This window comes from Variovorax sp. FG153, from assembly GCF_057809595.1.
On record NZ_JBMDKG010000002.1, the window covers coordinates 339845 to 365377 of the forward strand.

Consider the following 25533-nt stretch of genomic DNA (forward strand, 5'->3'; position numbering starts at 1 on the left):
TTCCCTCCACCCCGAGAACAAGAGAAACCCCATGCGTGTCTTCAGTGCCTCCCTCGCCACCGAAACCAACACCTTCGCGCCCATGCCCACGGGCCTGGCCTCGTTCAAGGACCGCGGCTACTTCCCCGCCGGCAAGCATCCCGAAGCGATGACGCTGTTCTCGGGCCCGCTGTGGGCCGCGCGCATCCGCGGCAAGGAGCGCGGCTGGACGCTGTTCGAAGGCATGGTGGCCGGCGCGCAGCCCAGCGGCACGACCACGCGCCACGCCTACGAAACGCTGCGCGACGAGCTGCTGGCCGACCTGCGCGCGGTGCTGCCGGTCGACATGGTGCTGCTGGGCCTGCACGGCGCGATGGTGGCCGACGGCTACGACGACTGCGAAGGCGACCTGCTGAAGCGGGTGCGCGAGATCGTGGGCCCGAAGGTGGTGATCGGCGCCGAGCTCGATCCGCACAACCACCTCACGCCCGAGATGGTGGCCAACGCCGACCTGATGATCTCGTTCAAGGAGTACCCGCACACCGACGTGCTCGAGCGCGGCATGGAACTGGTCGACATCTGCGCGGCGCAGGTCGAGGGCAAGGTAAAGCCGGTGGCCGCGATGGTCGACTGCGACATGATCGTGACGGTCCACACCTCGCGCCAGCCGGCGCGCGGCTTCGTCGAGCGCATGCAGTCGCTCGAGGGCAAGGACGGCGTGCTCTCGGTCTCGCTCACGCACGGTTTCTCGTGGGGCGACGTGCCCGAGATGGGCACCAAGCTGCTGGTCTACACCGACGGCGACGCGGCCAAGGCGCAGGCCCTGGCGCGCCAGCTGGCCGACGAGGTGATCGCGATGCGCGACGAGCTCACGGTCCCCTACCCCGGCATCGACGCCTCGCTCGACGCGGCGCTGGCCTTCGACGGCGGCCCGGTGGTGCTGGCCGATGGCGCCGACAACCCCGGCGGCGGCGCGGCCAGCGATTCGACCTTCATCCTGCGCCGCATGGTCGAGCGCGGCATCACCAATGCGGCGCTGGGCCCGATGTGGGACCCGATCGCGGTGCGCATCGCCTTCGACGCGGGCGTGGGCGCCAGGCTCACGATGCGCATCGGCGGCAAGATCAGCCCGCTCTCGGGCGACCCGATCGACCTCGAGTGCACGGTGAAGGCGCTGCAGCGCGACCTGGTGATGACCGGCCTGGCGGGCACGCCCGTGCTGATGGGCGACAGCGCGCTGGTGGAAGCCAACGGCATCGAGATCGTGCTGATCACGCTGCGCAACCAGGCGATGGGCACCGACCTCTTCACGCAACTGGGCTGCGATCTCGCCGCCAGGAAGATCGTGGTGGTGAAGTCCTCGCAGCACTTCTATGCCTCGTACTCGAAGGTCGCCAGGCACGTGATCTACGCGGGTGCGCCGGGCGCGGTCACGCTCGACCTGAGCACCCTGCCCTACCGCAAGGCGCGGCTGCCCAAGTGGCCGATCGGTGCCACGGCCTGACGCTTCATTTTTTCTTTCTCCCTCGTTCCCTTCCCTTTTCCTCAGCCACGGAGTTCCGCGATGACTTCACCACGCCGCCTTCTCGCCGCCTGTCTCGGCGGACTCGCCCTCGCCACGGCGAGCCTGCACGCGCCGGCCCAGCAGCAGCCCAAGACGCTGCGCGTGGTCGCGCATGCCGACCTGAAGATCCTCGACCCGACCTTCACCACGGCCTACATCTCGCGCAACTTCGGCTACATGGTCTACGACACGCTGTTCGCGCAGGACGCGAACGGCAAGCCGCAGCCGCAGATGGTCGAGAAGTACAGCACCTCGAAGGACGGCAAGCAGTGGAGCTTCACGCTGCGCCCGGGCCTGAAGTTCTCGGACGGCAGCGCCGTGACTTCGGCCGACGCCATCGCCTCGCTGCAGCGCTGGGCCGCGCGCGACAGCCTGGGCCGCGCGATGGTGGCCAGCGGCGCGGAATGGAAGGCGGTCGACGCCCACAGCTTCACGCTCACGCTGACCGAGCCCTTCGGCATGGTGCTCGACGGCCTGGCCAAGCCCTCGGGCTTTCCGCCGGTGATCCTGCCCGAGCGCATCGCGAAGATGCCGGCCACGGCGCCGCTGACCGAGGTCGTGGGCTCGGGCCCGTTCGTCTTCAAGCGCGACGAATGGGTGCCGGGCAACAAGGCGGTGTTCGTGCGCAACACCAACTACGTGGCGCGCAGCGAGCCGCCGAGCGGCCTCTCGGGCAGCAAGAAGACCAGCTTCGACCGCGTGGAGTGGCTCTACCTGCCCGACGCCAACAGCGCGGTGGCGGCGCTCAAGCGCGGCGAGGTCGACCTGGTCGAGCAGCTGCCGCCCGACTACATCGCGCCGCTGCGCACCGACAGCAACGTCAAGATCGGCTCGGGCGGCGCCTACCAGGCCTTCCTGGTGATGAACCAGCTGCACGCGCCCTTCAACGACCCGAAGGTGCGCCAGGCGCTGCTGCAGGCGGTGAGCCAGGAGCGCTTCGTCGCGGCCATGGGCTATCCGCTGGACATGCGCATGAGCTACTGCGCCACCTACTTCATCTGCGGCAGCCCGAACGAGACCGCAGCCGGCGCCGAGCCCTTCCGCAAGGCCGACGTGGCCAAGGCCAAGAAGATGCTGGCCGACGCCGGCTACAAGGGCGAGAAGGTGGTGCTGCTAGTGCCCAGCGACGTGCCCTACCTCAACGCCGAGGCGCTGATGGCCGCGCAGACCATGCGCAGCATCGGCCTGAACGTCGACGCGCAGACCATGGACTGGGCCTCGATCGGCGCGCGCCGCGCCAAGCGCGATGCGCCCGAGGCCGGCGGCTGGAACATGTACGTGACGGTGGCCGGCGAGTTCGACGCCAACTCGCCGATCGCCAACGCCTACCTGAGCGCGGCCTGCGGCAACAGCCTGCCGGGCTGGCCCTGCGACAAGAAGCTCGACGAGCTGCGCACGGCCTGGCTCAAGGAGACGGTGCCGGCCAAGCGCAAGGAACTGCTCGACGCCTTCCAGTCGCGCGCCTATGAGGCCGTGCCCTACATCAACGCGGGCCAGTACTCGGCCGCGTTCGCCGCGCGCTCCAGCCTCAAGGGCGTGGACAAGCTCTGGGCCGGCATGCCGACGGTCTGGATGCTCGACAAGTAGGCCCTTCACCCCAGCCACGAGAACCTCGAAGCCATGGGCTACATCCTCCGTCGGTTCCTCTCGACGCTCCCGGTCATGGCGGTGGTCGCCGTGGTGGTGTTCCTGCTGATCCACCTGTCGCCCGGCGATCCGGCCGCGCTGATCGCGGGCGACCTCGCCACCGGCGAGGACATCGAGAAGCTGCGCGCCGCGCTCGGCCTCAACCTGCCGCTGTGGCAGCAGTTCGCGCTGTGGCTCGGCCGGCTCGCCACCGGCGACCTCGGCACCTCGATCTTCACGCAGGTGCCGGTGTCGCAACTGCTCGGGCAGCGGCTCGAGCCCACGGTGTCGATCGCGCTGCTCACCATGGGGATCACGCTGGTGGTGGCGGTGCCGCTGGGCACGCTCGCGGCCTACCGCGCCGGCACCTGGATCGACCGGCTGGTGATGCTGTTCGCGGTGCTGGCCTTCTCGGTGCCGGTGTTCCTGGTCGGCTACCTGCTGATCTACGCCTTCGCGATCCAGCTGCCGTGGTTTCCGGTGCAGGGCTACGTGCGCTTCGGCCAGAGCCCGGCCGACTGGCTGCTGGGGCTGGTGCTGCCGTGCGTGAACCTGGCGCTGGTCTACATCGCGCTGGTGACGCGCATGACGCGCGCCACCGTGCTCGAGGTGCTGCACGAGGACTACATCCGCACCGCGCGCGCCAAGGGCCTGGGCGTGCTGCCGGTGCTCGGGCATGCGCTGCGCAACGCGGCGATCCCGATCGCCACCACGGTGGGCGTGGGCATCGCGCTGCTGATCGGCGGCGTGGTGGTCACCGAGACCGTGTTCGCGATCCCCGGCGTGGGCCGGCTGGTCATCGATTCGGTGCAGCGCCACGACTATCCCGTGATCCAGAGCGTGCTGCTGCTGTCGGCCGGCGTGTACGTGCTGATCAACCTGCTGATCGACCTGAGCTACCGCTTCTTCGATCCGCGCATCCAGTACTGAACCGCGCCATGTCCACCGTACTCCCCATGAGCGACAGCGACACGCCCCCAACTTCGGCCAACACTTCGGCCAGCGCCGAGGCCGACATCGTGCCCTTCGTCCCGCCACGCTTCCGCTGGCTGCGCAAGCACCCGACGCTGATCGTCGGCCTGCTGCTGCTGCTGGCGGTGGCCGCGCTGTCGATCGCCGCGCCCTGGATCGCCACCCACGATCCGCAGGACATCGACCCGCTGGCGCGCATGCAGCCGCCCTCGGCCGAGCACTGGTTCGGCACCGACGCGCTGGGCCGCGACGTGTTCAGCCGCGCGGTGTGGGGCGGCCAGGTGTCGATGATCGTCGGCGCCTCGGTCGCCGTGCTGGCCACCGTCTTCGGCATCGTGCTGGGGCTGCTGGCGGGCTTCGTGCGCCGCATCGACGGCTTCGTGATGCGCGTGATGGACGGGCTGATGGCGATCCCCGGCATCCTGCTGGCGATCGCGCTGATGGCGGTCACGCGCGCCAGCCTCACGACGGTGATCGTGGCCATCACCATTCCCGAGATACCGCGCGTGGTGCGGCTGGTGCGCTCGCTGGCGCTCACCTTGCGCGAGCAGCTGTTCGTGGAGGCCGCGCATGCGGTGGGCACGCGGCTGCCGACCATCCTGTGGCGCCACGTGCTGCCCAACATGGTGGCGCCGCTGATCGTGCAGTCGACCTTCGTCGCGGCGGCCGCGGTGCTGACCGAGGCGGCGCTGTCTTTCCTCGGCGTGGGCGTGCCCGCGCAGACGCCGAGCTGGGGCAACATGATGGCCGAGGGGCGCAACTTCGTCGCCGTGGCCTTCCACATCATCCTGTACCCGGGCCTCTTGCTCGCGGCCACGGTGCTCGCGATCAACCTCGTGGGCGACGGGCTGCGCGATGCGCTCGATCCGCGCCTGGCGCGCCAACTCTGAGGGACGACGCCCCATGACCACTCCCCTGTCCCGCGTCGCGCTCGCGACCGGCGAGCCGCTGCTCGAGGTCGACGCGCTGCGCACCCACTTCCACACGCTGGCCGGCGTGGTGCGCTCGGTCGACGGCGTGTCGTACACCGTGCGCGCCGGCCGCACGCTCGGCGTGGTCGGCGAATCGGGCTGCGGCAAGAGCGTGACCGCGCTGTCGATCCTGCGGCTGGTGCCCACGCCGCCGGGCCACCACGCGGGCGCGGTGCGGCTGCGCGGCACCGACCTGATGCAGCTGAGCGAGCGCGAGATGCGCCAGATCCGCGGCAACCGCATCTCGATGATCTTCCAGGAGCCGATGACCTCGCTGAACCCGGTGCTGACCGTGGGCCGGCAGATCGCCGAGACGGTGCAGCTGCACCAGAAGGCCAGCCGCGCCGAGGCGCTGCAGCGCGCGGTCGAGATGCTGCGGCTGGTGCAGATCCCCGAGCCCGAGCGGCGCGTGAACGAGTACCCGCACCAGCTCTCGGGCGGCATGCGCCAGCGCGTGATGATCGCGCTGGCCCTGGCCTGCAACCCCGAGGTGCTGATCGCCGACGAGCCCACGACCGCGCTCGACGTGACGATCCAGGCGCAGATCCTCGACCTCATCAAACGGCTGCAGAAGGAGCTGGGCATGGGCGTGGTGATGATCACGCACGACCTGGGCGTGGTGGCCGAGAGCTGCGACCGCGTGGTCGTGATGTACGCGGGCAAGAAAGTGGAGGAAGCCGAGGTGGTCGAGCTGTTCGACCGGCCGCTGCATCCCTACACGCGCGCGCTGATGGCCTCGATGCCCGCGATGAACACCGCGAGCACGCGGCTCACCGAGATCCCGGGGCTGGTGCCGGCGGCGCACGAACTGGGCCGCGGCTGCGCCTTCGCGGCGCGCTGCGCCTCGGCGCGCGAACGCTGCCGGCACGAGACGCCGCGGCTCACGCGCCAGGGCGATGCGAACGACGCCGACGGCGGCCACGTGGTGGCCTGCTTCGCGGTGCAGGAAGGCTGGGCCACGGCTTCGGTCGAACAGGAGGTGGCCGCATGAGCACGACGACGACAACGACAGCCAATGCCGCGCCGCTGTTGCGCGTGCACGAGCTGCGCAAGCACTATGTTTCGCCCAAGCGCTGGCTGCGGCCGGCGCGGCCCCCGATCCAGGCGGTCGATGGCGTGTCGTTCTCGGTGGCGCGCGGCGAGACGCTCGCGCTGGTCGGCGAATCGGGCTGCGGCAAGACGACCACCGCGAAGTCGGTGCTGCGGCTGGTGGAGCCGAGCGCAGGCTCGGTGCAGCTCGACGGCGAGGAACTGGTGGGACTGTCGCCCTCGCAGATGCGCCAGCGCCGGCGCGACCTGCAGATCATCTTCCAGGACCCCTACGCCTCGCTCAACCCGCGCCTGACCGCGGGCGAGATCGTGGCCGAGCCGCTGCGTAACTTCGGCGGGGCCGACGCGGCCGCGCGCGAGGAGCGCGTGCGCTGGCTGTTCTCGCGCGTGGGCCTGCGGCCCGAGGCGGCGAAGAAGTATCCGCACGAGTTCTCGGGCGGGCAGCGCCAGCGGCTGGGCATCGCGCGCGCACTGGCACTGCAGCCCAAGCTGATCGTCTGCGACGAGCCGGTGTCGGCGCTCGACGTGTCGGTGCAGGCGCAGGTGGTGAACCTGCTGATGGACCTGCAGGCCGAGTTCGGCATCGCCTACCTGTTCGTCGCGCACGACCTCGCGGTGGTGCGCCACATCAGCCACCGCGTGGCCGTGATGTACCTGGGCCACATCGTCGAGATCGCGGACCGCGACACGCTGTTCTCGGCGCCGCGCCACCCGTACACCGAGATCCTGCTGTCGGCGGTGCCGGTGCCCAACCCGCGCACGCCTGCCAAACGGATGCTGCTGCAGGGCGATCCGCCGAGCCCCGCGAACCCGCCCTCGGGCTGCCGCTTCCACACCCGTTGCCCGATGGCGCAGGCGGTGTGCAAGGAACAGCAGCCCGTGCTCACGCCGCGCGAGGCCGAGGGCCATCTGGTGGCCTGCCATTTCCGCTGAACACGCACTCACAACAGACGAAGGAAAAAACGCGATGTCGAACCCCACCCACCACGACCTGCTGATCCGCGGCGGCACCGTGATCGACGGCACCAAGGCGCCGCGCTTCGAGGCCGACGTGGCCATCTCGGGCGGACGCATCGCCGCCATCGGCCAGCTCGACGGCCACACGGCCGACCAGGTGCTCGACGCCACGGGCCGCATCGTGGCGCCGGGCTTCATCGACTCGCACACGCACGACGACCAGGCGGTGCTGTCGCAGGCGCAGATGCCGTTCAAGGTGTCGCAGGGCGTGACCACGGTGATCGCGGGCAACTGCGGCATCAGCGCCGCGCCGCTGCGCGAGGACATGGACCTGCCGATGCCGCTGAGCCTGCTCGACTCGCCGGTCGAGGGCCGCTTCACCACCTTCGCGGCCTACCTCGATGCGCTGCGCGCCACGCCCTCCTCGGTCAACGTGGCGGCGATGGTGGGCCACTCGACGCTGCGCGCCGTGACCATGGCCGACCTCGACCGCCCAGCCACCGCGAGCGAGATCGCGGCGATGCAGGCGCTGGTCGAGGAAGCGATGCAGGCCGGTGCCATCGGCCTGTCGACCGGTACCTTCTACCCGCCCGCGGTGAAGGCCACGACCGAGGAGATCATCGAGGTGGGGCGCCCGCTCACGGCGCGCAAGGCGCTCTACGTGACCCACATGCGCGACGAGGCCGACCGGGTGATGGAATCGCTCGAGGAGACCTTCGCCATCGGCCGCGCGCTCGACATCCCGGTGGTGGTGTCGCACCACAAGGTGCAGAACGTGCAGAACCACGGCAAGACCAAGGTCACGCTGCCCTTCATCCAGGAGGCGATGAAGCACCAGTGCATCGGCCTCGACTGCTATCCCTACACGGCCGGCTCGACCATGATCCGCACCGACCGCGGCATGATGGACGGCCGCGTGCTGATCGCCTCGAGCGTGCCGCATCCCGAGTGCGCGGGCCGCGACCTGAAGGACATCGCGGCCGACTGGGGCGTGTCGGGCGAGGAGGCTGCGAAGCGGCTGCAGCCCGGCAGCGCGATCTATTTCATGATGGACGAGGACGACGTGCAGCGCATCCTCGCCTTCGACGAGACCATGATCGGCTCCGACGGCATTCCGCTCGGCGAGAAGCCGCACCCACGGCTGTGGGGCACCTTCCCGCGCGTGCTGGGCCACTACAGCCGCGACGTCGGCCTGTTCCCGCTCGAGACCGCCGTGTGGAAGATGACCGGCCTCACGGCACGCAATTTCGGCCTGCACGAGCGCGGCACGCTCAAGCCCGGCCACCACGCGGACGTGGTGGTGTTCGATGCGAAGACCGTGCGCGACACCGCGAACTACCAGGAGCCGACACAGGCGGCCGAAGGCATCGAGGCAGTGATCGTGAATGGCGCCCTGACCTGGCGCGATGGCGCGCACAGCGGTGCGCGCAACGGGCAGGTGATCGTGCGGCAGACGAGCTGACGCCGGGGGCAGCTCTCAACGCGCGTCGTGCGAATGGATCTGCAGCGCTTCGAGGAAGCGCGAGACCATGTTGTAGGCCGCGACCGTCGCCGTGAGTTCCACCAGCTGCTGCGGCTCGAACTGCGCCGACACCGCGGCGAAGATCGCATCGGGCACCTGCACGTGGAGCGTCATGGCGTCGGCATAGGCCAGCACCGCGCGCTCGCGTTCGCTGAACAGGTCGCTTTGCGCCCAGTCCGCCAGCGCATCGAGCTGCGGCTGCGACATGCCTTCCTTCAGCGCGATCGGCGCGTGCTGGTCCGCTTCGTAGGGCGCGTGGTTGAGCTGCGCCACGCGCATGATGACCATCTCGCGGATCGCGCCGGACAGCGACGACTTCTGCCGGATCGCGGTCAGATAGGTGAGCCAGCCTTCGGCCACGGGCGGGCTGTTGAGCAGCATGCGATAGAGATGCAGCACCTCGCCGCGCTCGGCGACGATGCGGTCCGCGAGCGGCTTGACGGCGGGGTTCTGGCTGTCCGCGTAAGGGATCCGGGCCATGGGTGTGTTCCTTTCTTCGGGGATCGGGTTCAGTCGCTGGTGACGATCCTGCGCTTGACAAGGTCGTCCATGACTTCGGCGTCTCTTTTCACGCGCTGCGCGAACTGCTCGGGCGTGCCGTTCACGATGTCGTAGGCGTTCTCGGCGAAGCGCTTCTCCACCTGCGGATCGTGCATCGTCTCGCGCACGGCCTTGAGGATCTTCTGGCGCACCTCGGCCGGCATCCCCGGCGGCGCGACGATGCCGATCCAGGTGGGGTATTCGAAACCCGGGATCAGCTCGTTCATCGCCGGCACGTCGGGCAGCATCGCCGAGCGCCGCGGCGAGCTCACGGCCAGCGCCCGGACCTTGCCGGCCTTGATCTGCGGCAGCATCACCGACAGGCCCGCGAACGCGTAGTCGATGTGGCCGCCGAGCATGTCGGTGAGCAGCGGGCCCGCGCCCTTGTAGGGCACGTGCTCGGTGCGCAGCCCCTTGGCCAGCGAGAGCTGCGCGCTGTTCACGTGCCCGGCCGAGGCGGTGCCCGCGGAGCCGTAGGAACTCTTGGGGTTGGCCTTGAGGTACGCCACCAGCTCGTCGAAGTTCTTCGCCGGCAGGTCGTTGCGCGTGACCAGCACCTGCGGCGTGGTGACGAGCAGGCTCAGGTAGTCGAAGTCCTTGAAGGTGTCGAAGGGCAGGTTCTTCACCGTGAGGTGGTTCACCGCCTGCGAATCGAGCGCGAGCATGAGGGTGTAGCCATCGGGCTTGGCGCGATGCAGGTCGCCCGCGCCCAGCGAGCCGCTGGCGCCGGGCTTGTTGTCGATCACCAGAGTCTGGCCCAGCTTCTCGCCCAGGGTGTTGCCGATGATGCGCGCCGTCTGGTCGACCGCGCCGCCCGGGGCGAAGGGCACGATGAGGCGGATGGGCTGGCGGGGATAGCCCTGCGCATGGGCGGCCGGCATCAGTGCAGCCGCGGCCGTCGCGACTGCGCAAGCCAATAGAAGTCGTCGCCCGGTCTCGAGCATGTATGTCTCCTGGTTTTTGGGGGAAGCGATGGGAAGGGAACGGGCCGTCAGCGCGTGGCCGCGACCAGGCCGCCGTCGACGACGATCTCGGTGCCGGTCACGTAGCGGCTTTCGTCCGCCACGAGGAACAGCACCGCGTGCGCCGTGTCCCAGCCGGTGCCCATGTGCTTCATGGGCACCTGGTTGTTGCGGTGGTCGATGAAGCCTTGCGTGTCGCCCTTCGCGTACTTCGCCGCCAGCCCTTCGATGAGCGGCGTGTGCATCAGCCCCGGCACCACGCAGTTGAGCCGGATGCCTTCGGGCGCATGGATGACGGCCGAGGTGTGCGTGAACTGCAGCAGCCCCGCCTTGGCCGCGGCGTAGGCGACCTGCGGCTTGCCTATGTAGCGCAGGCCGGCCACGGACGCCACGCTGACGATGGCGCCGCCGCCCTGCGCGCGCATGTGCGGGATGACGTGCTTGCAGCCGAGGAACGCGCTCTTGAGGTTGACCTGGATCTGCGCGTCCCACACCGCCTCGTCCATGTCGACGGGGCCGCCGGGCTGCGAGACGCCGACGTTGTTGACCAGGATGTCGATGCGCCCGAAGCGCTGGATGCAGGCGGCCACCGCCTGCTCGACCTGCGCGGACTGGGTGGCATCGCAGGCCTGGACCTCGGCCTCGCCGCCCTCGGCCACGACCAGGGCACGCGTGGCCTCGGCGTTGGCCAGCACGAGGTCGGTGCCGAACACCTTCGCGCCCTGCCGCGCGAGCAGCACCGCGGTGGCGCGCCCATTGCCCCAGCCATCGGCCACGGCGCCGCAGCCCATGACCAGCGCGACTTTTCCCTTCAGATCCAGCACCTTGTCGTCTCCTTCGATTTGCGTATGGGGCGATCGTAGGAAGATCCGATTTATCTTTGAAATTCTTTCTATCTATCGATTTATAGAATCAAGGAATGAATATCTCCCCGCGCCAGTTGCGCCTGTTCCTCGCGCTCAGCGAATCGCTGAACTTCAGCAAGACCGCGGAGCAGCTGTTCATGACCCAGCCCTCGCTGAGCAAGGCGATCCGCGATCTCGAGGAGGCGCTGGGCCTGGTGCTGTTCGAGCGCACCACGCGCAGCGTGCATCTCACCGCGAGCGGCACGCGGCTGGCCAGCATGGCGCGCAGCGTGATCGGGGAATTCGACAGCGGCCTCGAACGCATGCGCACATCGGCCGAGCAGGAGGCGCAGCAACTGAGCATCGCCTCGCTGCCGTCGCTGGCCAGCGTGATCCTTCCCGCCACCTGCGGCGCGCTCGAGCGGCGCTTCGCGCAGCCGCGCATCGCCATCCACGACTGCTCCAACAGCGCGAGCATCCAGCGGCTGCTGAACTACCAGGTGGATTTCGCGCTGGCGTCCGTCATGCCCTCGCACCCGGAGCTGCAATACGAGGAACTGCTGCGCGACCAGTTCGTGCTGCTGTCGTGCGGCGCCTGGCGCAAGCGCATCGCCGACGAGGTCATGCTCGACGAACTGCTGCGGCTGCCGGTCATCAGCATGACCGACGCCAGCACCGCGATGCGCTACATCAGCGCCGCCTTCCTGCAGCGGGGCGTGGAGTTCCGGCCGAAGATGCAGCTCGACCAGGTCGGCACGATCGCGGGCTTCCTCAAGGAAGGGCTGGGCGTCGCCGTGCTGCCCTATCTGGGCATGATGCCGATGGTGAGCCTGCGGGGAATGAAGATCTCGTCGATTTCAGACGGGCCGCTGCGCTCGGTCGGGATGGTCACGCGCAGGCAGGGCGGCACGTCGGCGATCGCGCGGGCGGCGATGGAGGAGATCCGCAAGGTGGTGGGCGCCTTGATGGAGAAGCACCAGGGCTGGCTGCATCCCGCATCGGCCTAGCGAGCGGGCCCCGGGAGAGGCGCCCTCAGTCGGGCGCGTTCATCACGCGATCGAATTCCTCGTCGGCCGGCACGTTGTCGGCATCGAGCTCGCTGGCATCGGTGAGGTCGATGCCGGTTTCCTCGGACAGGGAATCGGCGGCCTCGGCGTCGATGGCATCGAAGTCGTCCTCGGGCAGGCCGTCGGCATCGAGGTCCTCGTCGACTTCCTCGGGGATCGGCGCGGGGCGCGCGCTGGTGGCGGCGGCACGGGTGGTCATGGTCGTTTCCTCACGTTTTCTCACGGATGGCAGGACGAAGCAGGCCCCTATGTTGCGCCGATTTCGCGTCATCCGGAAGTCGGCGCGGGTGACCGGAGGTATCGCCCGCGCCCGCACCTGTGCAAACGATCAGTTCTTCGCCGCGTCCTTGTTCGCCGCTGACTTGGCCTCGCCTTCGTGCGCGTGGTCGTGCCCTTGCTCGTGCGCATGCGCGGCGTGGTCGTGCCCGTGGTCGTGGCCGTGCTCGCCGCTGTGCGCGAGCCGGCTCACGCCCGTGACCAGCGCGATGCCCGCGATCAGCCAGGCGATCTGCCCGAGGGTCTGGCGCATCGGCAGGCGCTTCTGCAGCTGCGGGATCAGGTCGGCCAGCGCGACGTAGACGAAGCTGCTGCCGGCCAGCACGAGGAAGTACGGCAGCCAGCCATGCAGCTGGTCGACCAGCCACCAGCCCGCGATGCCGCCGAGCATGGTCATGGTGCCGGCCAGCGACACCTTCACGAGCGCGGCGCGCTGGTTGGCCGAGCTCTGGCGCAGCACCACGAGGTCGCCGATGTGGTGCGGCACCTCGTGCGCGAGCACCGCGAGGGCGGCGACCAGGCCCAGGCGCAGGTCGGCGATGAAGGCCGAGGCGATCAGGATGCCGTCGCCGAAGCAGTGCACGCTGTCGCCGGTGAGCACGGCCCAGCCGCCGGCGCGCGGGCCGTGGTCGTGGCCGTGGTGCGCATGGTCGTGGCCGTGCGCGTGATCGTGGTGGCCGTGGTTGTCGTAGATGGGGCCGAGCTGCGCCGGCTGCCCGGCGGTGTCGCCGCCGTGATGGTGCTCGTGCCCGTGGTGCCACAGCTCGGCCTTGTCGAGCAGGAAGAAGAACACCACGCCGAACAGCAGCACGGCGAACAGCAGCGCGGGCTCGATGCGGCTTTCGAAGGCCTCGGGCAACAGGTGCATGAAGGCGGTGGCGAGCAGCGCGCCCGCCGCCAGGCTCAGCAGGTGCTGCGGATTCACGCCGCCCGAGCCGCTGCGCACGCCCACGCGCAACAGCAGCGCCGCGAGCCACACGCTGCCAATGCCGGCGACCAGGGTCGCCAAGATGATCACTATCAAGTTCATAGCTGCTTACGCAATAAGGACGCCCGATGCGCCCAGTTCCATTCATTAAAAGCAAAAAGGCCGCCCCTTGCGGGGACGGCCTTCGGCGGAAGCTGGCTCTGGGGTCGTCCTGGGCGCTGATCGCTCAGGCGACGCCGTTGGCTTTGAACCAGGCGGTGGCTCGCTGCCATCCGTCGTCGGCCGCGCTCTTGACGTAGCTGGGACGGTAGTCGGCATGGAACGCATGGCCTGCTTCGGGATACACGACGAAGCTCGACGCCTTGGCAGCCGGAGAGCCATTTGCCAGGGCCGATTTCATCTTATCAACGGTGTCAAGGGGGATGCCCTGGTCTTTTCCGCCGTACAGGCCGAGCACCGGCGCCTGCAGGCTGGCGGCGATGTCGACCGGGTGCTTCGGGGTCAGGTCGCTGGCCTGGCCGACCAGCCGGCCGTACCAGGCGACGCCGGCCTTGACCTTGCCGGTGGCGGCGTAGAGCCAGGTGATGCGGCCGCCCCAGCAGAAGCCGGTGATGCCGGCCTTGGAGGTGTCGCCGCCGTTGGCCGCGGCGTACTGCAGCGCGCCGTCGAGGTCGGCCAGCACCTGCGCGTCGGGCACCTTGCTCACGATGTCGGCCTGCAGCTTGGGAATGTCGGTGTAGCCGCGCGGATCGCCCTGGCGCGCATAGAGCTCGGGCGCGATGGCGAGGTAGCCGAGCTTGGCGAAGCGGCGGCAGGTGTCGGCGATGTATTCGTGCACGCCGAAGATCTCCTGCACCACCAGGATCACCGGCAGGCCGGTCTTGTTGGCCGGCGCCGCGGCATAGGCCGGCACCTCGAAGCCGTTGACCGTGTACTTGATCGGGCCGGCCTTGAGGCCGTCGGCCGGGGTGCTGATGGCGGTCTGCGCCATCACCGGCATGACGGCGGCGGCATAGCCCACGCCGATGGCGGCCTTGAGCGCGGTGCGCCGCGTCGCGCCCTGCTCGGTGCTGTCGCCGGGGCGCAGCGAATCGAAGTCGGATTGCAGGTCGGAACGGCGGTCGTCGAATTGGGGCATGAGGAGGGCTCCAGGTGAGGGATCGTCGGACAAGGGGGAGTGCGGGGCAGATGCGGAAAAACGCACGCCGCAATGTAGGCGATAACGGCCCGTCCTCTGTCCGCGCGGGGTTGTTGTCCCCGTGCGGGCGGCCCGGCGCCGCTCAGCGCGGTTCGTAGGCCCGGCGCGCCAGCGCCGCCGCCAGCACCTGCGCCGGATCGACCAGCCGCAGCCCCGCCACCGCCGGCGAGCCCGCGAGCCCCAGCGGCACCTCGGTGCAGCCCATGATGATGGTGACCGGCCCGTGGCGCTCGGCCAGCCGCAGCGCGACCTCGGAGAAGCAGCGCTCGGCCAGCGCCATGTCGCCGGCCTTCACGCCCTCGAAGATGCCGCGCGCGATGGTGCGGCGCTCGTCCTCGCTCGGCACGTGGCAGCCCAGGCCGGCCTCGGCCAGCGCCTGCTCGTAGAGACCGATGCGGTAGGTGCCTTCGGTGGCCATCAGCGCCACCTCGCCCGCGCCCTGCGCCGCGAGGTGCTGCGCGGTCTCGCGCGCCATGTGCAGCAGCTCGACCTGCGGAAAGCGCTCCTGCAGCCGCGCATGCCAGGCATGGGCGGTGTTGCAGGCGATCGCCACCGTGCGGCTGCCGAGCGCGGCCAGCCGGCCCAGCGCCTGCAGCATCGGCTCGAGCGGCTGGTGCGCGCCGTTCTCGGCGCTCGACAGCAATGCGCCGGTGCGGTCGGGCACCGGCACCTGCGCGAGCCAGTGCTCGGGGAAGGACTGGTCGCGCACCGGCTCGCCGCGCGCACGCATCTGCTGCGCGCAGGCCTGCACGAACAGCCGCACGAAGTCGGCGCCCGCGGCCGGGCCCATGCCGCCCAGGATGCCTACGACCTGCGTGGAGACCATGTCCTTGCGTCCGATCGCGGCGTGCTCAGGTCGCCGGCTTGTCGCTGAATTCCTTGAGGTTCTCCTTGAGCTGCGGGCTCATCGGCAGGTTCAGCGGCAGGTTCTTCGGCGGGATCGGCGACATGAACCACTTGGTGTAGAGCTTCTCGAACTCGCCGCTCTTCATCATGCCGATGAAGGTGTCGTCGACCAGCTTCTTGAAGGCCGGGTCGTCCTTGGGCAGCATGCAGGCGTAGGGCTCGACCTGCAGCGACTCGCCCACCACCTCGTAGTCGGCCGGGTTCTTCGAGTTGGCGATCAGGCCGAACAGCAGGATGTCGTCCATCGCGAAGGCGACGGCGCGGTCGCTCTCCACCAGCAGGAAGGCGTCGGCGTGGTCCTTGCCGAGCACGATGTTCATATCGAGGTTCTTCTCGGTGTTGTACTTGCGCATGACCAGCGCGTTGGTGGTGCCGGTGGTGCTGGCCACGGTCTTCTTCGCGAGGTCGGCGTAGTCCTTGATCTTCGAGGACTTCTTCACCAAGAGGCGCGTGCCCGTGTAGAAGTGGTTGACCGCGAAGGACACGTCCTTGCCGCGCGCGGTGTTGTTGGTGGTGGAACCGCACTCGAGATCGACCGTGCCGTTGGTGATCAGCGGGATGCGGTTCTGCGAGGTCACGGCCATCAGCTGCACCTGCAGGTTCGGCTTGTTGAGCTTCTTCTTCACCGCCTCGACCACGGCGTTCGACATCTCGACCGCGAAGCCGATGGGCTTGTTGGGACCGTCGAGGTAGCTGAACGGTACCGACGACTCGCGGTAGGCCAGCGTGATCTTGCCGGACTCGGCGATCTTGGCCAGCGTGTCGGCGGCCTGGGCGCCGGTGGCAGCGAGCAGGACCGTGGCGGCGGCGGCCATCAATGCGGAGAGTTTCATGCGTGCCTTCTTCGAGGGAGGTTGAACAGGAGGCCCAGTGTAAGAAAGAGTGACTCAAGGCGGCAATTCCAATAGCGGCCTGGGCCATACCCAAAGGTTATGGGGAGGGAAAACCCCGCCCGTTTCCTGAAGCCGCGTTGCGGTATCGGGGCGTTCGCTCGGCAACGGGGTGATGTCCACCTCGAAGACCGACCCGAACCCGCCGCGGCCAGGCCCGCGCTCCCTCGCGCTGGCGGGCTGCGCCGCATGGCTGCTCGCGCTGGCGGCCTGCGGCGGCGGCGCCGGCAGCGGCCTGGGCCCGCCGGCGGACACCGAAGCCGCGCCGCCGATGCCCGAACCCCCGCTGGTCGCGGCCACGCCGGCCGAGCGCGCGGGCTGCTCGGTCACGCTCGAGGGCGACTCGATCCTGTACGGCGGCTTCGTGCCCGGCCCGCGCCTGCCCGAGACGCCGGCCGCACTGCTGCACCGGCTGCGGCCCGCCTACACGGTGGTCGACAACTCGGTGCCCGCCCTCACCGCCGCGCTGCGGGCACGGCCCTTCGCCGCCGAGCGGCGCAGCACGCGCTTCGTGGTGCTGCAGCACGGCATCAACGACGCCCAGAACGCCACCGCCCTCGCGCCGCCGCTGGGGCGCATGGTCGAGCGCGTGCAGGCCGAGGGCCGCGTGCCGGTCGTGACCGGTCTCGCGCGCCAGTTCGGCGCGCGCAAGGTGCGCCGCCGCGATGCCTACGACGCCACCGCGCGCGAGGTGGCGCGTTCGCGCGGCGCGCTGTTCGCCGACTGGGGCGCGGTCGAGGGCCGGCCCGAGGACATGGCCGACTGGATCCATCCCGGCACGCCCTATTCCGCGCGGCTGGTCGAGCGGCTGGTGGCCGTGCTCGATGCCGCGGCGCCCGAGTGCGCGCAAGGGCCCCTCGCGCGCGCCGACCGAATTCTTCCCGAGCCTTCGCCATGACAAGACCCTCCTCGCTTCCCACCTGGCGCCGCGCAGCGCTGGCCTGCGCCTGCGCGCTCGCGCTGTCCGGCTGCGGCCGCGATGCGCGGGGCGGCCGCGCGCCCGCCGCACCGGTGCCTCCGCCGCGCCCCGACTGCTCGGTCACGCTCGAGGGCGACTCGATCATGTTCGACGGCGGCGCCGCGCTGCTGATGCGCCTGCGGCCGGCCTATGCGGTGGTCGACAACTCGGTGGCCGGCTCGACCGCCACGCTGCGTGCCACCGCCTTCCCGCGCGTGCGGCTGACCACGCGCTTCGTGGTGCTGCAGCGCGGCATCAACGACGCGATGCGCGGCTGGCAGATCGAATACCCGCTGCGCACGATGGTGGGCCTCGCGCAGGCCGAGGGCCGCGGCGTGGTGCTGACGGGCCTCACGCGCCAGGCGCCCGGCCATCCGATCGCGCTGCGCGACGCGCACGACGCGACCATGCGCCGCGTCGCCGCGGAGACCGGCGCGCTGTTCGCCGACTGGGGGTCGGTCGCGGCCGATCCGGCCGACATTCAGGCCGACGGCCTGCATCCGCGCCCGCCCTACACCGCGCGACTGATCGCGCGGCTGGTCGAGGTGCTCGACACGGCCGCGCCCGAGTGCGCGGCGCGCGGCCACTGAGTCCGGGGACGGCGGCGACAGGGGTCATGCCCTTTGGCTATGGGCCACGCCTCTTTTTGCATTTCCGCGCCGACGGCGGCACGCCTACAGTCGAGGCTCACCCCTTCCCTCTTCGTTCCCGAAAGTTGCCCCTCATGCATGTGTGCGTGCTCGGCGCCGGCATCGTGGGCCTGGCCACCGCCTGGCAACTCGAACGCCAGGGCCACCAGGTCAGCGTCGTCGATCGCGCGGCCCCCGGCGCGGGCGCGAGCGGCGGCAACGGCGCGCAGCTCAGCTACTCGTACGTGCAGCCGCTGGCCGATCCCGCGATCTGGCGGCAGCTGCCGAAGCTGCTGCTCTCGCCGACTTCGCCGCTCAAGCTGCGCCCGCAGCTCGATCCGCTGCAATGGCGCTGGGGCCTGGCCTTCCTCGCGGCCTGCAACGCGCGCACCTCGCGCGACACCACCGAAAAACTGCTGGCGCTCGCGGCCGAGAGCCGCGCCGGCTTCGAGGCCATGCGGGCCGATGCCGCGCCCGACTGCGACTTCTCGGCCACCGGCAAGCTGGTGCTGTATGCGAGCGAGGCCGCGCTGGCCGGCGCGCGCGCCCAGCTCGAACTGCAGCGCACCATGGGCAGCGAACAGCGCATCGTGCGCCCCGACGAATGCGTGGCGATCGAGCCCGCGCTCGCCGACTACGCGCGCGGCATCGCGGGCGCGGTCTACACCCCCAGCGAATGCGCTGCCGACTGCCTCAAGGTCTGCGCCGAGCTGATGCGGGTGCTGCGCGCGCGCGGCGTGCGCTTCGAGCTCGGCACCGAGGCCCGCGGCTTCGCGCAGGCCGGCGGGCGCATCGCCGCGGTGCGCACGGCCGCGGGCGACATCGAGGCCGATGCCTACGTGATGGCGCTGGGCACAGCCTCGCACAAGCTCGGGCGCGCGCTCGGCGCCTACCTGCCGGTCTATCCGCTCAAGGGCTACAGCATCACGCTCGACGTCGATCCGGCGCCCGGCGCGGCGCCGACCGTGAACGTGACCGACAGCGCGCGCAAGGTGGTGTTCGCGCGCATCGGCTCGCGCCTGCGCGTGGCGGGCATGGCCGAACTCGTGGGGCACGACGCGAGCATTCCCGCGACGCGCATCGACACCCTGGCCGAGGCCACGCGCGCCGTGTTCCCGCGCGCGAGCCGGCTGGCCGAGCTGCATCCCTGGACCGGCATGCGCCCGGCCACGCCCACGGGCCTGCCGATCGTCGGCCGGCTCGAGGGCGCGCCCTCGAACATGCTGTTCAACACCGGCCACGGCGCGCTGGGCTTCACGCTGGCCTTCGGGTCGGCGGGACGCATCGCTGCCGCACTCGAACACGGGATCGGATAGCCGAACGCAGAAGGCAAACCAAGAAGCGCAGAAGTCGCAGAAGAAACATCCATTTTTCCGGCTGTTCCTTCTGCGACTTCTGCGAAACCTTCGCGCCCTCTGCGTTCGGCTGTCCGCTCCCGATTCCGCTAAACCCCCGCCTCCACGATCGCCTGCTGCATGCAGCGCGTGATGCCGCGCACCGCCACCGAATCGGGCCGGCCCGTGAAGCGCAGCGCGCGGATCGGCACCGGGATGTGCGGCTCGAGCATGAGCACATCGACCTTGGCCTTGTCGGCCGAGCGTGCGGTGCAGCCGTCGACCAGCGCCACGCCCAGGCCGTGGTGCGCCATCGCCAGTGCCGCGTGGTAGGTCTGCACCGTGACCACCGCCTGCTGGAAGCCCACGCCGGCCTGGCGGCAGGCCTGGCTCAGGCTGGTGCCCACGGGGTCGCGGCTGTCGAGGCCGATCACCGGCCGCTCGGCCAGGTCGTGCAGCGCCACCGAGCCGTTGCGCACCAGCATGCGCGGCAGCATGCCCTTGGGCGCGATGCAGACCATGCGGCTGTCGGCCACCGTGTCCTGCGTGAGCGAGGGATGCACGGCCGGGCTGAACGCGAAGCCGACGTCGGCCTCCTGCAGCAGCAGCGCCGACATGATCTGCGGCGAATGCAGCGACTCCACGCTGATCGCGTAGCCCGGATGCTTCTCGCGGAAGGCCTTGAGCGCGCGCGGCAGGATCTCGTAGCTCAGCGCCAGCACGCTGAGGATGCGCAGCTCGCCGGTGTCGGCGCCCGCGCGCAGGTTGGCCGCGAGCCGCTGCACCTCGTCGAGCTGCGCGAACAGCCGCTCGATGTGCGGGTACAGCGTGAGCGCCTCGGTGGTCGGCGTGAGCCGCCCCTTGGCGCGCTGGAACAGCGGAAAGCCCAGCTGCAGCTCGGCATGCTGCAGCGTGCGGCTCACGGCCGGCTGCGTGATGTTGATGAGCCGTGCCGCCGCGCTCACGCTGCCCGTGAGCATGATGGCGTTGAAGACCTCGATGTGGCGCAGCCGCATGGCGGGATCAGCGCACGCTGGTCTTGCCGCGCGCGATGTCCATCACCATGCGCGTGGCCAGGTACAGCCGCGGCTCGATGGAATCGATCAGCACGTACTCGGCATCGGCCGAATGCGCGCCGAAGCCCTGCAGGCCGAAGCGCTCGATCACCGGCGCCTTGGTCTTGAGCGAGGCGAAGGCCGCGTCGGTGCCGCCGCCGGCGGCCTTGTCGTCGGCGCCCAGCGGGCGGCCGAGCTCGTCCTTGTAGATCGCCTGGGCATGCCTGGCGAGCGCGCGCGCGGCATCGGTGGCCTCGAGCGGCGGACGGCGGCGCTCGAACTTGAGCTCGACCTTGGCCTCGGGAATCAGCTGCTTCTTCACGCGCTCGTTGACCTGCTGCTCGATGCGGTCGTAGTCGGCGACCTTGAGCACGCGCACGTCGGCGCCCGCGGTGGCCGAGGCGGGGATCACGTTGCGGTTGCTGCCCGACTTCGAGATGGTCCAGTTCATCTTGAGGCCGGTGGCCGGGTCGGACAGGTCGCGCATCTGCAGGATCTGGTGCGACAGCTCGTAGAGCGCGTTCACGCCGAGCTCGGGCGCCGAGCCCGCATGCGAGGCCTTGCCGCTCACGTTGAGCGTGACCGAGGCGATGCCGGCGGTGGCCAGCGAGAGCTTGTCGTCCTTGACCGAGGCGCCCTCGAAGGAGAGCACCGCGTCGTGCTCGCCGCCCAGGCGCGTGAGCAGCGCGCGCGAGCCGGGCGAGCTGATCTCCTCGTCGCCGTTGATCAGCACCGTGAGCGTGCCGTACTCCTTGAACTTGAGCGCCTGCAGCATCGCCACCGCATGGAGGATGACGGCCACGCCCTGCTTGTCGTCGGCGATGCCCAGGCCGTAGGCCTTGTCGCCCTCGACGCGGAACGGCTGCCTGTTGAGCATGCCGATGGTGTAGACCGTGTCCATGTGGGCGATCAGCATGATCTTCTTCGTGCCCGTGCCCTTGAAGGTGGCGCGCACCACGCGGCCGATCTTCTCGGGCGTGTCCTCCATGCGGTAGGCCTCGGCGCTCGGGTCGATCAGCTCGACCTCGCCGCCGAGCGCCTTGAGCTTCGACGCGATCAGGTCGGAGATCTTTTCCAGGCCCTCGAGGTCGCGGCTGCCGGACTCGATGGCCACCAGTTGCGAGAGCGAATCGAGCAGCGGCTGCTTCTGCGCGGCGGCGAGCTCGGCGATGCGCGCGTCGGGCGCGGCGGCGGCCGTGACGGCCGCGCCGGCCAGCAGCATCGGCAGCAGTGCGCGCGCGAAGAAGCGGGAGGGGTGGAAATGCATGTTCTGGTCTCCTGACGATGATGACGGTCGAATGGCGGATTCAAGCACGGGCGCCGTCGCGATGCGACCCTCTCATTCGCGCACGAGCCGTACGCCGAGATGCATGATGCGTGCCTCGCAGTAGATGGCGCCCTCGCGGCTCAGCACCCAGGCGCTGATCGATGCGCGGGCCGTCGATGTCTCGGGGCTCGAGTTGCAGACGGTGGAAGACCACTGGCCCGCGCGCAATGCCTCCTTGCCCTGCGCCGGAAAGTCCGATGGGGGCAGCTCGAAGCGATCGGCCTCTCGCCGCGCGAGGCTGTCGATTTCCTTGATGGTGGGCAGGCGCCAGCCGGCCTGCTCGCCGGCGCGCTGCAGGGCCTGCACGTAGTCGTAGCGCTTCGCGCTCCAGGTGCAGCGCTTGCCGTTCCAGGTCTGCGGCTCCTCGCAGCGGCGCCACACCAGGCCGGTGTGGCGGTCCTCGACCGCGCCGCCGGGCACGCCGCGCTCGTCGGGCAGCTCGCGCCAGCGGCCGGACTTCGGCGCCTCGGGGCCGCGCACCAGGCGCACGAAGAGCGGCGGCTCGCGGCTCATGTCGGGGTCGCAGTCGTAGACGAAGCCGTTCGCGAAGTTCACGCACCACGGGCTCACCGGATCGCGCATGTCGGAGCTCAGGTAGATGGCCGGCACGGTGTTCGGAAACCAGCGCGCGTCGATGACCGACTGCTCGGCCAGCGGCCTGTCGGGGCGCACCTCGGGCACGCGTTCCTTGCCCAGGTCGACCAGGCCATGCAGCTCGGCCACGGTGGGCAGGCGCCAGTCGGCGTAGCCGCACAGCCGGCTCGCGTTGACCTGCGCCACGTAGGCCATGACGTCGGTGGGCCGGCCGTTGTCGCGCTTGCCTTCCCAGACCAGGCCCGACACGCGGTCGCGCACGCAGGCTGTTCTCGGCTGGCCCGGCACGGCCTCGTAGGCCAGCGGACCCGCGCCCTGCCGGCCGTCCTGCTTGGGAACCAGGGCCAGCGGCCCGGCGTCGGCGCAGGCCTGGGGCGTGGGCCAGCCTTCCTTCGTCAAGCCCAGGCAGGTGCGTACGCCGGTGGGCGGCACCTTGGAAAGCGCGGGCTGCGCGGCCGCGGGCACCGCGATCCATGCGGCGAGGATGGCCGCCGCGGCGAGGGCCCGCGCCAGGCTCAATGCGCCTTGTCCCAGTTCGGTCCCACGCCGATCTCGGCCAGCAGCGGTACCTTGAGATCGGCCACGCTGGCCATGATGCGCGGGATCTCGGTGCGCACCCATTCGACCTCGGCCTCCGGCACCTCGAACACCAGTTCGTCGTGCACCTGCATGATCATCTTCGTGCCGCGCTTCTCGGCGTCGAGCACGTCCTGCACCTTGACCATGCTGAGCTTGATCAGGTCGGCCGCCGTGCCCTGCATCGGCGCGTTGATGGCCGCGCGCTCGGCGCCGCCGCGGCGCGGACCGTTGGGCGAGTTGATCTCGGGCAGGTACAGGCGCCGACCGAACACGGTCTCGACATAGCCCTGCTCCTTGGCCGAGGCCTTGGTCTCGTCCATGTAGGCCTTCACGCCCGGGTAGCGCGCGAAGTAGCGCTCGATGTAGGAGGCCGCGGCCTTGGTCTCGATGCCGAGGTTCTTCGCCAGGCCGAAGCTGCTCATGCCGTAGATCAGGCCGAAGTTGATGACCTTGGCATAGCGGCGCTGCTCGCTCGACACCTGGTCGGGCGTGGAGCCGAACACCTCGGCCGCGGTGGCGCGGTGCACGTCGATGCCCTCGGTGAAGGCGCGCAGCAGCGATGCGTCGCCGCTGATGTGGGCCATGATGCGCAGCTCGATCTGCGAGTAGTCGGCGCTCGCGATCACGCTGCCCGCGGGTGCCACGAAGGCCTCGCGCACGCGCCGGCCTTCGGGCGTGCGGATCGGGATGTTCTGCAGGTTGGGGTCGTTGCTCGACAGGCGCCCGGTGACGGCCACGGCCTGCGCGTAGTGCGTGTGCACGCGGCCGGTGCGCGGATTGGCGAGCTGGCCGAGCTTGTCGGTGTAGGTGCCCTTGAGCTTCGAGAGGCCGCGGTGCTCGAGGATCTTGGCGGGCAGCGGATAGTCCTCCGCCAGCTTCTCGAGCACTTCCTCGTCGGTGCTGGGCGCGCCGCTCGGCGTCTTCTTGACCACCGGCAGGCCGAGCTTGGTGAAGAAGATCTCGCCGATCTGCTTGGGCGAACCGAGGTTGAAGGGCTGGCCCGCGATGTCGTAGGCCTCCTGCTCGAGCGCCATGATGCGCGTGCCGAGTTCGTGGCTCTGCGCGGCCAGGGTGGCGCTGTCGATCAGCACGCCGTTGCGCTCGATGCGGTAGAGCGCCTCGCTCGAATCCATCTCGAGCTGGTAGATGAAGCGCAGCTTCTCGTTGGTTTCGAGCTGCGGCCACAGCGTGCCGTGCACGTCGAGCGTCTGGTCGCTGTCCTCGCACGAATACTCGGCGGCCTTGGCGATGTCGACCTGGCTGAACGGAATCTGGTGCGCACCCTTGCCGCAGAGGTCCTCGTAGGAAATGCCGCTGCGGCCCAGGTGGCGCTCGGCCAGGCTGGCGAGGCCGTGCGGCTTGTGGACCTCGAGCACGTAGCTCTGCAGCATGGTGTCGTGCGCGTAGCCCTGCACCTCGATGCCGTGGTTGGCGAACACGTGGCGGTCGTACTTGATGTGCTGGCCGAGCTTCTTCTTCGCGCCGTTCTCGAGCCAGGGCTTGAGCCTGGCGAGCACCTCGTCGATCGGCAGCTGCGCGGGCGCGTCGGGATAGTTGTGCGTGAGCGGTATGTAGGCCGCCTCGCCGGGCTTCACGCTGAAGCTGATGCCGACGATCTGCGCCACCATCTCGTCGAGCGAGGTGGTCTCGGTGTCGATGGCCGTGAGCTCGGCGGCCTCGAGGCGCGCGAGCCAGGTGTCGAACTGCTCCCAGGTGAAGACGGTGTCGTATTGCAGGTTGCTCGCGGGCGCGGCGGCCTCGAGCGCGCCGAGCTCGGTGCTCTCGTCGAACAGGCCGCCCTGGTCGGTGCTCGCGGCGCCGCCCTTGGACTTCTGCTTCTTGATGTTCTCCTCGATCAGCTCGGGCGGCACCTCCTGCGCCTCGAGCGACTTCACCAGGCTCTTGAAGCCGAACTTCTCGTAGAAGGGCTTGAGCTCGCCGGTCTGCGGCGCGCCCACGGGCAGGCCTTCGAGCGAGGGCAGGCCCTCGACGTGCCCGGCCAGGTCGCAGTCGGTGCGGATCGTGACGAGCCTGCGGCTCAACGGCAATTGCCCGAGCGCCTTGCGCAGGTTCTCGCCGGCGGCGCCCTTGACCTCGGCCGCGCGCTCGATCAGCGCGTCGAGCGAGCCGTATTCGAGCAGCCACTTGGCGGCCGTCTTGGGGCCGACCTTCTCGACGCCGGGCACGTTGTCGACCGAGTCGCCCACCAGCGTCTGGTAGTCGACCATCAGGTTCGGCGGCACGCCGAACTCGGCCGTGACGCCGGCCACGTCGCGCTTCTTGCCGTTCATCGTGTCGATGATGGTGATGTGCTCGTCGACCAGCTGGCTCAGGTCCTTGTCGCCGCTGGAGACGATCACCTCGACGCCCTGCGCGGCCGCCACCTTGGCGAGCGTGCCGATCACGTCGTCGGCCTCCACGTCGGGCACGCTGAGCACCGGCCAGCCCAGCAGCTTGACCACCTCGTGGATGGGGTCGATCTGGCTGCGCAGGTCGTCGGGCATCGGCGAGCGGTTGGCCTTGTACTCGGGATACCAGTCGTCGCGGAAGGTCTTGCCGGGGGCATCGAAGATGCAGGCCGCGTAGTCGGCGCGCACCTCGCGCCGCAGCGCCGTCATCATGTTGATCATGCCCCGGATCGCGCCCGTGGCCGGGCTCTTCGGATCGCCGGGCACGGCCCGCAGGTCGGGCATGGCGTGGAAGGCGCGATAGAGGTAGCTCGATCCATCGACGAGCAGCAGCGTTTTCTTGTCGGTCATCGGGGCATTTTGCCTGCCTCCATGGCCGCCCGAATGTCCTTGCGG

General features: G+C 69.8%; 23 protein-coding genes. 11 read left to right on the forward strand and 12 right to left on the reverse strand.

The annotated features are described in order from the left end of the window. Window positions 1-31: 31 nt before the first annotated feature. The 7 genes from ACODT0_RS04790 to ACODT0_RS04820 are packed head-to-tail and all read left to right on the forward strand — an operon-like array spanning window position 32 to window position 8581. Entirely contained in the window at window positions 32-1483 is a 1452-nt protein-coding gene (locus ACODT0_RS04790) for a M81 family metallopeptidase (protein WP_489040737.1), read from the forward strand. A 60-nt stretch (window positions 1484-1543) separates the two neighbouring features. Further along, the gene (locus ACODT0_RS04795; RefSeq protein ID WP_093349074.1) at window positions 1544-3130 is read left to right on the forward strand and encodes an ABC transporter substrate-binding protein; all 1587 of its coding nucleotides are present in this window, start codon (window positions 1544-1546) and stop codon (window positions 3128-3130) included. Between the two features lie 33 nt (window positions 3131-3163). Further along, window positions 3164-4099: an ABC transporter permease gene (locus ACODT0_RS04800; protein ID WP_479671928.1), complete on the forward strand. Its 936-nt coding sequence runs from the start codon at window positions 3164-3166 to the stop codon at window positions 4097-4099. 8 nt (window positions 4100-4107) lie between these two features. Then, window positions 4108-5031: an ABC transporter permease gene (locus ACODT0_RS04805; RefSeq protein ID WP_296730358.1), complete on the forward strand. Its 924-nt coding sequence runs from the start codon at window positions 4108-4110 to the stop codon at window positions 5029-5031. Between the two features lie 13 nt (window positions 5032-5044). Continuing rightward, window positions 5045-6103 (forward strand): ABC transporter ATP-binding protein, encoded by a 1059-nt coding sequence (locus ACODT0_RS04810; RefSeq protein ID WP_296730360.1) that lies wholly within the window; start codon window positions 5045-5047, stop codon window positions 6101-6103. Beyond that, window positions 6100-7095, forward strand: a complete 996-nt coding sequence (locus ACODT0_RS04815) for an ABC transporter ATP-binding protein (protein WP_489040738.1) — start codon at window positions 6100-6102, stop codon at window positions 7093-7095. Before ACODT0_RS04810 ends, ACODT0_RS04815 begins: the two co-directional genes overlap by 4 nt. A 34-nt stretch (window positions 7096-7129) precedes the next feature. Further along, entirely contained in the window at window positions 7130-8581 is a 1452-nt protein-coding gene (locus ACODT0_RS04820; protein ID WP_413764177.1) for an N-acyl-D-amino-acid deacylase family protein, read from the forward strand. A gap of 15 nt (window positions 8582-8596) precedes the next feature. On the opposite strand, the gene ACODT0_RS04825 is transcribed toward ACODT0_RS04820, so the two are convergent. The 3 genes from ACODT0_RS04825 to ACODT0_RS04835 form a co-directional block, all read right to left on the reverse strand. After that, a complete protein-coding gene (locus ACODT0_RS04825; RefSeq protein ID WP_489040739.1) occupies window positions 8597-9121 on the reverse strand; it encodes a carboxymuconolactone decarboxylase family protein in 525 nt (174 codons plus the stop codon). Window positions 9122-9150: 29 nt separating this feature from the next. Then, window positions 9151-10062 carry a Bug family tripartite tricarboxylate transporter substrate binding protein gene (locus ACODT0_RS04830; protein WP_489040740.1) on the reverse strand — a complete coding sequence of 304 codons (912 nt, stop codon included), beginning with the start codon at window positions 10060-10062 and terminating at the stop codon, window positions 9151-9153. A 110-nt stretch (window positions 10063-10172) separates the two neighbouring features. Beyond that, window positions 10173-10967, reverse strand: a complete 795-nt coding sequence (locus ACODT0_RS04835; RefSeq protein WP_261208160.1) for an SDR family NAD(P)-dependent oxidoreductase — start codon at window positions 10965-10967, stop codon at window positions 10173-10175. A gap of 95 nt (window positions 10968-11062) precedes the next feature. Between ACODT0_RS04835 and ACODT0_RS04840 the strand changes: the two genes are divergently transcribed. Beyond that, window positions 11063-11995, forward strand: a complete 933-nt coding sequence (locus ACODT0_RS04840; RefSeq protein ID WP_413764181.1) for a LysR family transcriptional regulator — start codon at window positions 11063-11065, stop codon at window positions 11993-11995. Window positions 11996-12020: 25 nt separating this feature from the next. On the opposite strand, the gene ACODT0_RS04845 is transcribed toward ACODT0_RS04840, so the two are convergent. The 5 genes from ACODT0_RS04845 to ACODT0_RS04865 form a co-directional block, all read right to left on the reverse strand. Then, window positions 12021-12254, reverse strand: coding sequence for a hypothetical protein (locus tag ACODT0_RS04845; RefSeq protein ID WP_172705367.1), 234 nt, complete (start codon window positions 12252-12254; stop codon window positions 12021-12023). A 129-nt stretch (window positions 12255-12383) separates the two neighbouring features. Further along, entirely contained in the window at window positions 12384-13361 is a 978-nt protein-coding gene (locus ACODT0_RS04850) for a ZIP family metal transporter (RefSeq protein WP_489040741.1), read from the reverse strand. 124 nt (window positions 13362-13485) lie between these two features. Next, complete coding sequence (locus ACODT0_RS04855) at window positions 13486-14397, reverse strand: dienelactone hydrolase family protein (protein ID WP_057589499.1); 912 nt, start codon at window positions 14395-14397, stop codon at window positions 13486-13488. A gap of 142 nt (window positions 14398-14539) precedes the next feature. Continuing rightward, window positions 14540-15283 (reverse strand): aspartate/glutamate racemase family protein, encoded by a 744-nt coding sequence (locus tag ACODT0_RS04860; protein ID WP_296730382.1) that lies wholly within the window; start codon window positions 15281-15283, stop codon window positions 14540-14542. A 25-nt stretch (window positions 15284-15308) separates the two neighbouring features. Next, on the reverse strand, window positions 15309-16196 hold the full coding sequence (locus ACODT0_RS04865) for a transporter substrate-binding domain-containing protein (protein WP_057589497.1): 888 nt from the start codon (window positions 16194-16196) through the stop codon (window positions 15309-15311). 172 nt (window positions 16197-16368) lie between these two features. Here ACODT0_RS04865 and ACODT0_RS04870 point away from each other — a divergent pair, with 172 nt between their 5' ends. The 3 genes from ACODT0_RS04870 to ACODT0_RS04880 all read left to right on the forward strand — a co-directional run bounded on the left by ACODT0_RS04870 (window position 16369) and on the right by ACODT0_RS04880 (window position 19156). After that, window positions 16369-17151: an SGNH/GDSL hydrolase family protein gene (locus ACODT0_RS04870; RefSeq protein ID WP_489040743.1), complete on the forward strand. Its 783-nt coding sequence runs from the start codon at window positions 16369-16371 to the stop codon at window positions 17149-17151. Then, the gene (locus ACODT0_RS04875; RefSeq protein ID WP_489040744.1) at window positions 17148-17801 is read left to right on the forward strand and encodes a GDSL-type esterase/lipase family protein; all 654 of its coding nucleotides are present in this window, start codon (window positions 17148-17150) and stop codon (window positions 17799-17801) included. The genes ACODT0_RS04870 and ACODT0_RS04875 overlap by 4 nt, the downstream gene beginning before the upstream one ends. Window positions 17802-17935: 134 nt before the next feature. Beyond that, window positions 17936-19156, forward strand: a complete 1221-nt coding sequence (locus ACODT0_RS04880) for a D-amino acid dehydrogenase (protein ID WP_489040782.1) — start codon at window positions 17936-17938, stop codon at window positions 19154-19156. 128 nt (window positions 19157-19284) lie between these two features. On the opposite strand, the gene ACODT0_RS04885 is transcribed toward ACODT0_RS04880, so the two are convergent. The 4 genes from ACODT0_RS04885 to polA all read right to left on the reverse strand — a co-directional run bounded on the left by ACODT0_RS04885 (window position 19285) and on the right by polA (window position 25488). Beyond that, complete coding sequence (locus ACODT0_RS04885; RefSeq protein ID WP_261208191.1) at window positions 19285-20190, reverse strand: LysR family transcriptional regulator; 906 nt, start codon at window positions 20188-20190, stop codon at window positions 19285-19287. A gap of 7 nt (window positions 20191-20197) precedes the next feature. After that, window positions 20198-21496, reverse strand: a complete 1299-nt coding sequence (locus tag ACODT0_RS04890) for a M20/M25/M40 family metallo-hydrolase (RefSeq protein ID WP_489040745.1) — start codon at window positions 21494-21496, stop codon at window positions 20198-20200. 72 nt (window positions 21497-21568) lie between these two features. Then, a complete protein-coding gene (locus ACODT0_RS04895; protein WP_489040746.1) occupies window positions 21569-22669 on the reverse strand; it encodes an Lcl C-terminal domain-containing protein in 1101 nt (366 codons plus the stop codon). Further along, window positions 22666-25488, reverse strand: a complete 2823-nt coding sequence (gene polA, locus ACODT0_RS04900) for a DNA polymerase I (RefSeq protein WP_489040747.1) — start codon at window positions 25486-25488, stop codon at window positions 22666-22668. Before polA ends, ACODT0_RS04895 begins: the two co-directional genes overlap by 4 nt. Window positions 25489-25533 lie beyond the last annotated feature (45 nt).

Excerpts from the sequence above, each read along its gene's own strand:
- ACODT0_RS04790 (WP_489040737.1), top strand. The coding sequence starts at position 32 with ATGCGTGTCTTCAGTGCCTCCCTCGCCACCGAAACCAACACCTTCGCG.
- ACODT0_RS04795 (WP_093349074.1), top strand. The coding sequence starts at position 1,544 with ATGACTTCACCACGCCGCCTTCTCGCCGCCTGTCTCGGCGGACTCGCC.
- ACODT0_RS04800 (WP_479671928.1), top strand. The coding sequence starts at position 3,164 with ATGGGCTACATCCTCCGTCGGTTCCTCTCGACGCTCCCGGTCATGGCG.
- ACODT0_RS04805 (WP_296730358.1), top strand. The coding sequence starts at position 4,108 with ATGTCCACCGTACTCCCCATGAGCGACAGCGACACGCCCCCAACTTCG.
- ACODT0_RS04810 (WP_296730360.1), top strand. The coding sequence starts at position 5,045 with ATGACCACTCCCCTGTCCCGCGTCGCGCTCGCGACCGGCGAGCCGCTG.
- ACODT0_RS04815 (WP_489040738.1), top strand. The coding sequence starts at position 6,100 with ATGAGCACGACGACGACAACGACAGCCAATGCCGCGCCGCTGTTGCGC.
- ACODT0_RS04820 (WP_413764177.1), top strand. The coding sequence starts at position 7,130 with ATGTCGAACCCCACCCACCACGACCTGCTGATCCGCGGCGGCACCGTG.
- ACODT0_RS04825 (WP_489040739.1), bottom strand. The coding sequence starts at position 9,121 with ATGGCCCGGATCCCTTACGCGGACAGCCAGAACCCCGCCGTCAAGCCG.
- ACODT0_RS04830 (WP_489040740.1), bottom strand. The coding sequence starts at position 10,062 with ATGCCGGCCGCCCATGCGCAGGGCTATCCCCGCCAGCCCATCCGCCTC.
- ACODT0_RS04840 (WP_413764181.1), top strand. The coding sequence starts at position 11,063 with ATGAATATCTCCCCGCGCCAGTTGCGCCTGTTCCTCGCGCTCAGCGAA.
- ACODT0_RS04845 (WP_172705367.1), bottom strand. The coding sequence starts at position 12,254 with ATGACCACCCGTGCCGCCGCCACCAGCGCGCGCCCCGCGCCGATCCCC.
- ACODT0_RS04850 (WP_489040741.1), bottom strand. The coding sequence starts at position 13,361 with ATGAACTTGATAGTGATCATCTTGGCGACCCTGGTCGCCGGCATTGGC.
- ACODT0_RS04855 (WP_057589499.1), bottom strand. The coding sequence starts at position 14,397 with ATGCCCCAATTCGACGACCGCCGTTCCGACCTGCAATCCGACTTCGAT.
- ACODT0_RS04860 (WP_296730382.1), bottom strand. The coding sequence starts at position 15,283 with ATGGTCTCCACGCAGGTCGTAGGCATCCTGGGCGGCATGGGCCCGGCC.
- ACODT0_RS04865 (WP_057589497.1), bottom strand. The coding sequence starts at position 16,196 with ATGAAACTCTCCGCATTGATGGCCGCCGCCGCCACGGTCCTGCTCGCT.
- ACODT0_RS04870 (WP_489040743.1), top strand. The coding sequence starts at position 16,369 with ATGTCCACCTCGAAGACCGACCCGAACCCGCCGCGGCCAGGCCCGCGC.
- ACODT0_RS04875 (WP_489040744.1), top strand. The coding sequence starts at position 17,148 with ATGACAAGACCCTCCTCGCTTCCCACCTGGCGCCGCGCAGCGCTGGCC.
- ACODT0_RS04880 (WP_489040782.1), top strand. The coding sequence starts at position 17,936 with ATGCATGTGTGCGTGCTCGGCGCCGGCATCGTGGGCCTGGCCACCGCC.
- ACODT0_RS04885 (WP_261208191.1), bottom strand. The coding sequence starts at position 20,190 with ATGCGGCTGCGCCACATCGAGGTCTTCAACGCCATCATGCTCACGGGC.
- ACODT0_RS04890 (WP_489040745.1), bottom strand. The coding sequence starts at position 21,496 with ATGCATTTCCACCCCTCCCGCTTCTTCGCGCGCGCACTGCTGCCGATG.
- polA (WP_489040747.1), bottom strand. The coding sequence starts at position 25,488 with ATGACCGACAAGAAAACGCTGCTGCTCGTCGATGGATCGAGCTACCTC.